Origin of the sequence: Corynebacterium sp. HMSC064E08 (assembly GCF_001811805.1) — a bacterium.
GTDB lineage: Bacteria > Actinomycetota > Actinomycetes > Mycobacteriales > Mycobacteriaceae > Corynebacterium > Corynebacterium jeikeium_D.
Genome location: NZ_KV806692.1, coordinates 95,900 through 108,036, shown reverse-complemented (window position 1 = coordinate 108,036; position 12,137 = coordinate 95,900). Strand labels below are relative to the sequence as shown.

Below are 12,137 nucleotides of genomic sequence, written 5' to 3'. Positions count from 1 at the left end.
TCAAATTACCCCCGCCAATCCGGCATTCGTTATAGAGTGACGCACGACACTTTACGACGAATCTGTGAGGTAAAAACACATGACTTCCGCCACCATTCAGCCGGGCGGCGAAGCCTTCATTTACGAGGCAATTCGCACCCCGCGCGGCAAGGGCAAGAAGGACGGCTCCCTCCACGAGGTACGCCCGGTATCGCTTCTCGTCGGCCTCATCGACGAAATCCGCAATCGTTTCCCTGACCTGGACGAAGAGCGCATCAGCGACCTCATCGTTGGCTGCGTCAGCCCGGTCGGCGACCAGGGTGCGGACATTGCCCGGACCGCAGCACTCACCGCAGGTCTGCCGTACCGCACCGGCGGTGTCCAGATCAACCGCTTCTGCGCTTCCGGCCTCTCCGCCATCAACTTGGCTGCTCAGAAAGTCCGCTCCGGCATGGACGAGCTCGTCCTCGCCGGTGGCGTCGAGTCCATGTCCCGCGTGCCAATGATGTCCGACGGCGGTGCAATGGCGATGGACGCACAGGTCTCGTTTGCGACCGACTTCGTCCCGCAGGGTATTTCCGCTGACCTGATTGCATCGCTCGACGGCTTTGACCGTGAGTCCCTCGACGAGATGGCAGCACTCTCCCACGCTCGTGCCGCAAAGGCATGGTCTGAGGGGCGCTTCGACCGCTCCGTCGTCCCAGTCAAGGACGCTAACGGCCTGACCATCCTCGATCGTGATGAGACCATCCGCGAAGGCGTCTCCGCAGAGTCCCTCTCCGGTCTGCGCGCAGCCTTCACCATGATGGGTGAGCAGGGCGGCTTCGACGCAGTTGCACTGAAGAAGTACCCGCAGCTTGAGCGCATTAACCACGTCCACCATGCAGGTAACTCCTCCGGCATCGTCGATGGCGCTGCACTGACTCTGGTTGGCTCTGAGAAGGCCGGCGCAGACATGGGTCTGACCCCACGCGCACGCGTTGTCGCCACCGCCGTCAATGGTGTCGAGCCGACCATCATGCTGACCGGTATCGAGCCGGCTGTCCGCGAGGCACTGGCCAAGGCCAACCTGACCGTCGACGATATCGACGTCTGGGAAATCAACGAGGCGTTTGCCGCCGTCGTCAAGCACGCTCAGCAGAACCTGGGCATCGACTACGACAAGCTCAACATCAACGGTGGCGCAATGGCCATGGGTCACCCGCTGGGTGCAACCGGTGCCATGATCACCGGCGCCGCAATCGACGAGCTGCACCGCACCGGTGGCCGCTACGCTCTCATCTCGCTCTGCGTGGCTGGCGGCATGGGTGTTGCAACCATCATCGAGCGCGTCTAAAGCAAACCGGAACGAAACTCACAGCGACAATTACCGCGGTCACACCGCGATAACCACAAAGGACTGACTGATTTATGAGCACAGATAACATGTTCCGGTGGGATCAGGACGACGCCGGAATCGTCACCCTCACCATGGATGACCCGAATGCGCCGGTCAACACCATGAACAAGACCTTCCAGGACGACATCTGCGCCACCGTGGAGCGCCTGGAAAACGAAATTGGCGACGGCTCTGAGACCTCCATCAAGGGCATCATCATCACCTCTGCGAAGAAGACCTTCTTCGCAGGCGGCGACATCAAGCAGATGTCCAAGGCCACTGAAGACGATGCAGCTGACATGTTCGGCATGGTCGAGGACATGAAGGCCTCCCTGCGTCGCCTGGAGAAGCTCCCGGTGCCGATTGTTGCTGCCATCAATGGCGCAGCACTGGGCGGCGGCCTCGAGGTCGCGCTGGCTGCTAACCACCGCGTTGCTGCCGATGTCCGCGGTTCCAAGATTGGCCTGCCAGAGGTCACCCTCGGCCTGCTGCCGGGTGGCGGCGGCGTTTCCCGCGTCGTGCGCATGCTGGGCATTCAGGACGCGCTGATGAAGGTCATTCTGACCGGCGCTCAGATGAACCCGGGCAAGGCCCTCGCAGCTGGCCTCGTTGACGAGGTTGTTGCTCCGGAGCAGCTCATCGACACCGCCCGCGCATGGCTGACCAGCGAAGACGCCAAGGCCGCACAGCCGTGGGATGAGAAGGGCTTCAAGATCCCAGGCGGTGACCCGAAGACTCCTAAGTTCGCAATGAACCTGCCGTCCTTCCCGGCAAACCTGACCAAGCAGCTCAAGGGCTCCCCGATGAAGGCTCCGCGCCTTGCGATGCAGGCTGCCATCGAGGGCTCTCAGGTCGACATCGACACTGCACTGCGTATCGAGTCCCGCTACTTCACCGAGCTGGTCACCGGCACCCAGTCGAAGAACATGATGCAGGCGTTCTTCTTCGACCTCAACCACGCTCAGGGCGGAGGCTCCCGTCCGCTGCAGGCTGACGGCACCCCGTACCCGAAGCGCGAGTTCAAGAAGGTTGCCGTCGTTGGTGCCGGCATGATGGGCGCAGGTATTGCATACGTGTGTGCAAAGGCAGGCATGGAAGTTGTCCTGAAGGACATTTCCCTGGAGAACGCCGAGCGCGGCAAGGCCTACTCCGAGGGTCTGGAGGCCAAGGCTCTCAAGCGCGGTCGTACCACTGAGGAGAAGTCTGCAGCGCTGCTGAACCGCATCAAGCCGACCGAGTCCTACGACGACCTGTCCGACGTCGATCTAGTCATCGAGGCAGTCTTCGAGAACACCGACCTCAAGCACAAGGTTCACGCCGAGATCGAGGCCGCAGTTCCGGAGACCTGCATCCTGGGCTCCAACACCTCCACCCTTCCGATCACCGAGCTGGCTTCCCACGTCAAGCGTGAGAAGGACTTCATCGGCCTGCACTTCTTCTCCCCGGTGGACAAGATGCAGCTGATTGAGATCATCTCCGGCGACAACACCGACCCGGCAATCCTCGCCGCTTCGCTGGACTTCGCTGTTGCAATCCGCAAGATCCCGATTGTTGTCACCGACTCCCGCGGTTTCTACACCTCCCGCGTCATCGGCACCGTCATCAACGAGGCCCTGCGCATGGTCGCTGAGGGCTACGACCCGGCCATCATCGAGGCCGCTGGTCGCCAGGCTGGTTACCCGGCACCGCAGCTCCAGCTTGCCGACGAGCTGAACCTCAAACTCATGGAGAAGATCGCTGGCGAGACCCGCGCTGCCGCCGAGGCTGCAGGCCAGACCCTGGACGAGGGCGGCGTACCGGCTCTGGTCGAGGCCATGCTGCACAAGTTCGAGCGCCCGGGCAAGCTCGAGGGCAAGGGCTTTTACGAGTACGTCGACGGCAAGCGCTCCGGTCTCTGGCCGGGCCTGTTCAACGAGCTCCGCGAAGAGCTGAACATCACCCCGATCGCTCCGGAGGACACCGACCTGCAGGAGCTGGTTGACCGCATGCTCTTCATCGAGGCCATCGAGACTCAGAAGTGCGTCGACGAGGGCGTTCTGCTTCACGACGCCGACGGCAACATCGGCTCCATCTTCGGTATCGGCTACCCGGCCTGGACCGGTGGTACTCGCCAGTTCATTAAGAACTACGACGGCGCCACTGTTGTCGACCCGGACGCAGCTCACCCGGAGCGCCGCGGTGTCGCAGGCTTCGTCGAGCGCGCCGAAGAGCTGGCCGCTAAGCACGGCGAGCGCTTCAACGCTCCGGAGTCCCTGAAGAAGTAGGACTACCCCGAGCGCACCCCGGTTGCTGGAATTGTTCCAGTAACCGGGGTTTTTCGCCTTCGAGGCCACGTCAACGGCGTAGCACCGCTGAACGCACCAGCGCGCCAACCCCAATCCGGCCTACCCGTTAAACTGCGCACATGGCTAGAAACGTCGCGGATCTGCCCACCGCACTGCCTGAACTCGCTATCGACCAGCAGGGGTTTGATGCCCCATCGCCGCAGCTGGTCATGCTTAACGACGAGCTCGCGACCCAACTCGGCCTCTCCCCGCAGTGGCTTCGCTCGGAGGCTGGCCTGAAGTTCCTCACTGGCCACGGCGCCGATCACGGAGTCGACAGCGGCGCCGGCACCCCACCCGGCGCATACACAACCCCGATGGCCACGGCCTACGCCGGCCACCAGTTCGGCAACTTCGCAGGCCTACTCGGTGATGGTCGCGCGCTCTTGCTTGCCACAGTTGAGGCTGAACCGGGGCTGACTGGGCTGCACTGTCCGCCTAACCAGCCCGACTGCCCCAAAGAGACAACCCACAGCGACAACACCCAGGCCTACGAGATTCAGGCGAAAGGCACCGGCCCCACGCCCTTCTCCCGTGGCGGTGACGGCAAAGCCACGCTGACCTCCGCCCTGCGGGAGTACCTCATCAGCGAAGCCATGTATGCACTCGGCATCCCCACCACCCGCGCGCTGGCGGTCATCAAAACTGGCGAAGAGATTTACCGCGGCTCGCAAACCCCATTCGACAACACCGACCCCACTACCGAACTTCAACCGGGCGGCATCGTCGTGCGCGTAGCATCCAGCCACCTGCGAGTTGGCACGTTCGAGCTGGTCGCACGCTCCGGTTCGGACACCGGAGTCATGGATCGGCTCATCGAGTTCGCCGCGCAGCGGCATGGCTACGAAGGTTCGGCGGAGTCGGTTCTCCGGGACGTCGTCAAGCGGCAAGCCGATCTCGTTGCGGCGTGGCTGGCCTGTGGATTTGTCCACGGCGTGATGAACACCGACAATGCCAGCATCGCGGGCGAGACCATCGACTTTGGGCCGTGTGCGTTTCTGGATGCGCACGATCCGCGGGCGGTGTTTAGCAGCATTGATCGAGGCGGTCGATACGCGTTCGGCGCGCAGCCGACGATTGCCGGGTGGAACATGTCGAAGCTCGCGGAGACATTGCTACCGCATTTCGCAGGCACCCCGGAGGAAGCCCTCGCACGCGCCCGCGACATCCTGAGCGAATTCGCCGACGAGTTCACCGATGCGCTCAGCCGCAGGTGGCTGCCTAAGTTGGGTATTCTCCCCTCGCTTTACGACGACCCGCTGGCCATCCCCCTGGTGCAGCAGTGGCAGGCGTTGCTGGCGAAGTTTGGGCTCGACCATACGAATGCTCATCGGGCGCTGATTGAGGTTCTGGCCGATGGTGATGGGGATACAGTTGCTGCGTTGGCTGCGCTGACCAGGCTGACCGCTGATCCTGCGTTCCCCGCCGCCGCGGCTGAGTGGGGGCAGTTGTGGAAGCAGACGCGGGAAGAGCTGGGAATCGACCAGACGACGGCCCTGACACTTATGGAGGAAACGAATCCGCTGTATATTCCGCGAAACTACCTGGTCACGGAAGCGTTAGCGGCGGCAGGGGCGGGGGATCTGACCGACTACCGGCACCTGCTGGAGGCGGTAACCAACCCCTTTGAGTCGCAAGACGTCCCTGCGGGGTTCACGGAGCCGGCACCGCGGGAGTTGGGTGCTTTCCACTCGTACTGTGGGACTTAATGCGCTGCCTCTCCGCCTCCTCCAAAGTCCACTTCCTCTTCCAAAGCCCACTTCACGACACAGGTGTCACCTCGTGCCAGCTGTGGAGGTGGCATGAGGTGACACCTGTGTCGTGAAGTCGCGGATGGGGCCGGACAGGAGCCCGGCGGTGGGACAGCCAGAAATTCAGCAGCCCCAACCCCTGCGGGGGTGCCAGGATGTTACAACGTTGCACCACTGCACAGGATTAACTCCCCAATCGAGGGTAAAAGACACCGTCAAATAAGGGATGGTTCGCCTGATTAATACTCATATGTTTTTTGGACTTGTAAGGTTAGAGACTGTATTGAACGGTCGTATCCAAACCTTAGAGTCCGTCACAACCAAAGGTTTCACCACCGCCATTGCTAAGCAGCTGGGAGGTGGGTATCTAAGCCATTTGGAGTGAGCCGATCACCAAATTCATATCGCCTATCTGGCAGAATCTAGAAAGGCTCGCGATGCATAGACCCGTTGCCTCCGGCCCCTTCCACACCCGGCAGAAACTCCGGCGGAAGCTCCGACAGCGAGAGAAGTCCCGTGCCACAAAACTGCACGCAACAACGCTCAGCGGAAAAGGAAAGTTCACGCTGCATGTCCGCCAGATCCTGGCGGCTTTGCTGGTAATCGCCTTGCCAGGAAGCGCGCTCGCTGCCTGCAGCACTGACCAGCAACAGGTCGGCGCGGGGTTCATTGTGGTCCAGAACTCCGAACCACAGTCGCCGCTGTACACCACTGACACCAATGAAACCGGTGGTGGCGATATCCTCCGCATGCTCTACTCAGGTCTGGTGCGCTACGACACCGACGGCTCGATGATCCTGGACCATGCGGCAGAAATTAAGCCCAACGAGGACTCGACTCATTTCGACATCACGCTGAAACCGGGCTGGACCTTCCACAACGGCGAACCAGTCACCGCGCAGAGCTACATCGATGCCTGGAATTACGCTGCCTACGGACCGAACCTGCAGAAGCAGCAGTCCTTCTTCGCCAACGTGCAGGGTTTTGATGCAGTCTCGGGAGAAAAGGCCACGGAGAAAACCCTCTCCGGCCTGAAAAAGGTCGATGACCTGAGGTTCACCGTGGATCTGACCAACCCAGATTCCTCCTTCCCGCTCAGCCTCGGCTATGTCGCGTTTATGCCGCTGCCGAAGGCCGCGTTCGAAGACAAGAAGGCTTTCGGTGAACACCCAATCGGCAATGGCCCGTACAAGATGGCCGAAGGCCGCGCTTGGCTGCACAACAACCAGCTAACTGTGGTTCGCAATGATGACTTCGCCGGTGAGCACAAGGCTCGCAACAACGGCCTGGTCTACCGCTTCTACTCGGACGTGGACACCGCATATGCAGACCTCCAGGCAGGCCGCCTGGACACGCTGCCACGCACAATTCCACCAACAGCCCTGGCCAGCTTCGAAACGGACTTCCCCGACTCCAGCGCAAACGTCCCGACCTCGTCTTCGCAGTACTTCGCAATTCCGCGAAATCTGCCAGGTTTTTCGGGTGAAGAGGGCAAGCTTCGTCGTCAAGCGATTTCCATGGCGATTGACCGGAAACTGATCACTGAGAAGATTTTCTTCGACACCCGCACCCCGGCGCGCGAGTTCAGCTCGTTGACGCTCGGCGACCTTGACCCGAACGTACCTGGCCAAGAGGTGCTGGAATACAACCCGAAGAAGGCCCGCCAACTGTGGGCCGAAGCCAACAAAATTGCACCGTTTACCGGCTCGTTCGACATCGCCTACAACGCCGACGGCGGACACCAGCAGTGGGTCGAAGCGGTGACCAACATGATTGGCGAAACCCTCGGCATCGATTCCCACGGCAAGGCCTACCCGACCTTCAAGCAGTTGCGCGATGAAATCTCCAACGAGACCATCACCAGCGGCTACCGCACTGGCTGGTCAGCGGACTACCCGTCAGTGGCCAACTACATGATCCCGCAGTTCGTCACTGGCGGTTCCTCGAATGACTACCACTACTCGAACCCGGAGTTCGACAAGCTGATTCAGGAGGCGGCCTCGGCAAAGAGCGCAGAAGATGCCAAGCCGATTTATGTCAAGGCTCAGTCTGTGCTGATGGAGGACCTGCCAGCGATTCCGCTGTGGTACCCCAATGCTTCGGTGGCGTGGAACCCGAAGCTGCGCAATGCCGTAGTGATGTGGGACGGCATCTTGGACTACCCAATGATTGAGAAGGACTAGCACCATGGGTTGGTATATCGGAAAGAGACTCCTACAGATGGTGCCGGTTTTCTTCGGTGCCACACTGCTGATTTATGCAATGGTCTTCGCCATGCCAGGCGACCCCATTGCCGCACTGGCTGGCGATAAGCAGCTGCCACCGGAGCAGGTCGCAGCACTGCGCGCCCACTACCACCTGGATGAGCCTTTCCTCGTCCAGTACTGGGAGTACCTCAAGGGCCTGTTCACCCTGGATATGGGCGAGACCTTCTCCGGTCGCTCGGTCGGCGAGGAAATCGCGCTGGCCTTCCCTATTACGATTCGCCTGGCGCTGATGGCCGTTGCCATTGAGGCCATTTTCGGCATTGGCCTCGGCGTTATTGCCGGCATGCGCAAGGGCGGGTTCTTCGACTCCACCGTTCTGGTGATGTCCCTGCTGGTTATCGCAACTCCGACCTTCGTGCTCGGCTTCGTGGCCCGCTACCTCTTCGGTGTGCGCTGGGAGATTGTCTCCCCCACCGTTGGTAGCGATGCCTCCTTTACTTCCCTGCTGCTGCCGGCATTCGTGCTGGGTCTCGTCTCGGTTGCTTATGTTCTGCGACTGACGCGCTCCGAGGTTTCGTCGGCACGCCATGCTGACTTCGTACGCACTGCCCGCGCCAAGGGCTTGCCAACCTCTGAAGTCACCCGCCGCCACATCTTGCGCAACTCGCTAATTCCCGTTGTGACCTTCATCGGCGCTGATCTCGCTGCTCTGATGGGTGGCGCAATTGTCACCGAGGGCATCTTCAACGTGCCCGGTATCGGTGGCCTGATCTTCCACGCCGTCCAGATTGGTGAAGCTCCCACCGTGGTCAGCATCGTGACCATCCTGGTGGTTATTTACATGTTCGCCAACTTGCTCATCGACTTGCTCTACGCAGTCCTGGATCCGAGGATTCGTTATGCCTAAGCCAGATTCGACGCAGTTAGATTCGCCTCAGCCAGAAAAGCAGGCCAACACCGTGCATACCGGCACCGCCCAGGCAACGAACCCCGACCACAAGCAGTTGCCGGATACCCCGCCGCTGGGGCTCTGGGGTTCGGCCTGGCAGAACCTGCGTTACCGCCCACTGTTCTGGGTTTCCGCATTCATTATTTTGCTCTCCATCGCAGTGGCCGCATTCCCGTCGCTGTTCACCTCTGTGGACCCGACGGCGGCAAACCTGCGTGACTCGCTGGCCCCAGCCCGCGACGGCCACCCGATGGGCTTCACTCAGCAGGGCTACGACGTCTACGCCCGTGTCATCTACGGTGCCCGCGCCTCGGTCATCGTCGGCATCGGCGTCACCCTGGCCGTGACCGTGGTGGGCATCATCCTCGGTGCCATCGCTGGCTATCTCGGCGGTTGGGTCGATGCGGTGCTCTCTCGCATCACGGACATGTTCTTTGCCATCCCCCTGATTCTCGCCGGTATCGTGCTGATGCAGCTGTTTACCGAACGCACCATCTGGTCCGTGGTCTTCGTGCTCGCTGCTTTCGGCTGGCCGCAGATGGCGCGCGTGGTGCGCTCCTCGGTGATCTCAGTGAAAAACGAGGAATACGTCACCGCCTCCAAGGCGCTCGGTCTGTCCAGCACTGGCATTCTCTTCCGCCATGTGCTGCCGAACTGCCTCGCCCCTGTCATCGTCATGGCCACGACCTCACTGGGTATTTACATCGTCGCCGAGGCCACGCTGTCCTACTTGGGCATTGGCTTGCCGACGACCACCGTTTCCTGGGGCAACGACATCTCTGTCGCACAGCAGGTGCTCCGCCAGGCCCCGTCCAACCTGTTCTGGCCAGCACTCGCCCTGGCGATTACCGTTCTCGGCTTCATCCTCATGGGTGACGCTTTGAAGGATTCTCTCGACCCGAAGGAGCGTCGTCGATGAGCACCGACACCAATACTTCCGCAGCGCCCATTCTCACCTTGAAGGATGTCTGCATTGGCTTTCCGACGACCACAGCGTCCGGCCGCCGCAGTAAATCGTTGACCGATGTGGTGCATGACGTCGACCTGGAGATTTTCCCCGGTGAGACGGTCGCCATTGTTGGCGAATCCGGCTCGGGTAAATCCACCACTGTCCATGCCGCGCTGGGGCTCCTGCCCGGTGATGGCGAAGTCACCGGGGGCACCATCACCTTTGATGGCCGCGACATCACGCATCTGACAGACCGCGAGTTTGTCAGTATCCGCGGTAGCGGCATCGGCTTGGTCCCGCAGGATCCGATGACCAACCTGAATCCGGTGTGGACCGTCGGCGCCCAGATTACCGAGGCGCTGCGCGCAAATAACATCGCCACTGGCTCCGAGGCCCACAAAAAGGCGATTGAACTGCTGGAACAGGCTGGTCTTCCCGATGCCAAAAAGCGCATCGACCAGTACCCACACGAGTACTCCGGCGGCATGCGCCAGCGCGCACTGATTGCAATGGGTCTGGCCGCACACCCGAAGCTGTTGATTGCCGATGAGCCCACCTCGGCTCTCGACGTGACCGTGGCGAAGAAGATCCTCGACCACCTTGCCAAGCTCACTAGCGAACTCGGCACGTCCGTGGTGCTGATCACCCATGACCTCGGTTTGGCTGCCGAGCGCGCTGACCGACTCGTCGTTATGCAAGCAGGACGTGTCGTGGAGACTGGCCCTGCCCTGGACGTCCTCACGCACCCGCAGCATCCGTACACCAAGCAGTTGATTGCGGCGGCTCCGTCGCTGGCTGCCCGGCGCGGTGATCGCGTGGTGGCGGCTCCGACGACCGCAGACCACGAGCAGAAGGAGATTCTGGTCGCGAAGAATCTGGTCCGCGACTTCGCCATCCCCGGCAACCGCCCGTGGCGCAAGGACTCCTTCCGCGCCGTCGATGACATTAGCTTTACACTGCGTCGCGGCCGCACCATCGGCATCGTGGGCGAATCCGGTTCGGGTAAATCCACCGTCGCCAACATGGCGCTGGGGCTGCTCGATCCGACTGAAGGCGAAGTGCTTTTCGACGGCAAACGCGTCCAGGGCCGGAATCGTAAAGAGGAACTGGAGCTGCGGCGTCGCATTCAGCCGATCTTCCAGAACCCGTATGCGACGCTGGATCCGATGCGCACGGTGCATTCCTCCATTGAGGAGCCGCTGCGTATTCACAAGATTGGGACCAAAAAGGAGCGTGAGCAGCGCGTATTCGAGCTTCTCGACCGCGTCGCACTTCCCGCGGAGATGGGACGCCGCTTCCCCGGTGAGCTGTCGGGTGGCCAGCGTCAGCGTGTTGCGATTGCGCGTGCGTTGGCCCTGAACCCTGAGGTTGTGGTCTGTGACGAGGCGGTGTCAGCACTCGACGTGGTGGTGCAGGCTCAGGTGCTCGAACTACTCGCTGAGCTGCAGGAAGAGATGGATTTGGCCTACCTCTTTATTACGCACGACCTCGCTGTGGTGCGGCAGGTGGCTGATGAGGTCATCGTGATGGAGCACGGCAAGATGGTTGAACACCGTCCGACCGACGATCTCTTCGATCACCCGGAGAAGGAATACACCCAGCGGCTGCTGGACGCCATCCCAGGTGCGTCGTTGGATTTGGATCTGTAGCTGGGCGGTGGCCTGTTTCCCTAGGGCACTTCGCTCCGCCCCCCTTCTGGGCCACTTCACGACACAGGCGTCACCTCGTGCCAGCTGTGGAGGCGGCATGAGGTGACATAGGTGTCGTGAAGTCGCGAGGAGAGGCAGGCAGGCGAGCGGGAAGGCGGGAACGTGCAGGCGGGCAAGCAAGAACGGGCAAGCAGCCGGCTGCTACTCCTCGTCCAGCACCATGCGATAACCGACCCCCACCTCAGTGCGCAAGTACTTGTTGTGAGCCTGCTGAGGCTCAATCTTGTGGCGCAGCTGGGAGATGTAAACGCGCAGGTAGTTGGTCTCTTTTTCGTACTGGCCACCCCAGACGGCCTTGAGAAGCTCCAGTTTGGTCACCAGTTCGCCACGATGCTGCACCAGGTAGACCAGGATGTCCCACTCGCGCGGGGTCAGATGCACGAGCTCGTCCGCCACGAGAACTTGCCGTTTGGCCAGGTCAACCATTAGATGACCATCTGCGGAGGTCACCTTCGGCACCTCTTCGACCACTACTTTGCTAGCACGCCGCATGGTTGAACGCAGCCGAGCCAACAACTCCCCCATCGAGAAAGGCTTGGTGACGTAGTCATCGGCCCCTTCATTGAGGGCGTTGATTTTCCCCGCCTCGTCGTGACGTGCGGAGACAATCAGCACTGGAATATCGCTCCACCTGCGCAAAGAACGCAGAACTTCCAGGCCACTGACATCGGGCAAGCCCAGATCCAGGAGAACGGCGTCGGGCTTCCACTCGCTGACCGCGGCTAACGCCCGCGTGGCCGTTTGCGCGACACGTGGCTCGTAACCGCGGGCTTTTAAACTGACAAGCACAGTGCGGGCCATGGCGACATCATCCTCGACGATGAGTATCTTTCGCCCGGGTTTGTTGCCAGCCTGACCAGCGGGTTGTCCTGAACTGAGATTCATGGAATC

At 61.2% G+C, this 12,137-nt stretch carries 8 protein-coding genes; 7 read left to right on the top strand and 1 reads right to left on the bottom strand.

Features of this window, described 5'->3' with window-relative positions; genetic code table 11:
• The first annotated feature begins 79 nt into the window (after positions 1 to 79).
• From HMPREF2820_RS01215 to HMPREF2820_RS01185, 7 genes are all read left to right on the top strand, one after another.
• Positions 80 to 1,315, top strand: coding sequence for an acetyl-CoA C-acetyltransferase (locus tag HMPREF2820_RS01215; RefSeq protein WP_048760224.1), 1,236 nt, complete (start codon positions 80 to 82; stop codon positions 1,313 to 1,315).
• 74 nt (positions 1,316 to 1,389) lie between these two features.
• Entirely contained in the window at positions 1,390 to 3,621 is a 2,232-nt protein-coding gene (locus HMPREF2820_RS01210; protein WP_070602365.1) for a 3-hydroxyacyl-CoA dehydrogenase NAD-binding domain-containing protein, read from the top strand.
• A 140-nt stretch (positions 3,622 to 3,761) separates the two neighbouring features.
• Complete coding sequence (locus HMPREF2820_RS01205; protein ID WP_070602363.1) at positions 3,762 to 5,390, top strand: protein adenylyltransferase SelO family protein; 1,629 nt, start codon at positions 3,762 to 3,764, stop codon at positions 5,388 to 5,390.
• 479 nt (positions 5,391 to 5,869) lie between these two features.
• A complete protein-coding gene (locus tag HMPREF2820_RS01200) occupies positions 5,870 to 7,615 on the top strand; it encodes a peptide ABC transporter substrate-binding protein (RefSeq protein ID WP_069358931.1) in 1,746 nt (581 codons plus the stop codon).
• 4 nt (positions 7,616 to 7,619) lie between these two features.
• Entirely contained in the window at positions 7,620 to 8,546 is a 927-nt protein-coding gene (locus HMPREF2820_RS01195; protein WP_016421610.1) for an ABC transporter permease, read from the top strand.
• Complete coding sequence (locus tag HMPREF2820_RS01190) at positions 8,539 to 9,507, top strand: ABC transporter permease (RefSeq protein ID WP_070602361.1); 969 nt, start codon at positions 8,539 to 8,541, stop codon at positions 9,505 to 9,507. Before HMPREF2820_RS01195 ends, HMPREF2820_RS01190 begins: the two co-directional genes overlap by 8 nt.
• Positions 9,504 to 11,186: a dipeptide ABC transporter ATP-binding protein gene (locus tag HMPREF2820_RS01185; protein WP_070602359.1), complete on the top strand. Its 1,683-nt coding sequence runs from the start codon at positions 9,504 to 9,506 to the stop codon at positions 11,184 to 11,186. Before HMPREF2820_RS01190 ends, HMPREF2820_RS01185 begins: the two co-directional genes overlap by 4 nt.
• 201 nt (positions 11,187 to 11,387) lie before the next feature.
• Here HMPREF2820_RS01185 and HMPREF2820_RS01180 read toward each other — a convergent pair whose 3' ends face one another.
• Entirely contained in the window at positions 11,388 to 12,131 is a 744-nt protein-coding gene (locus HMPREF2820_RS01180) for a response regulator transcription factor (protein WP_070602356.1), read from the bottom strand.
• Positions 12,132 to 12,137 lie beyond the last annotated feature (6 nt).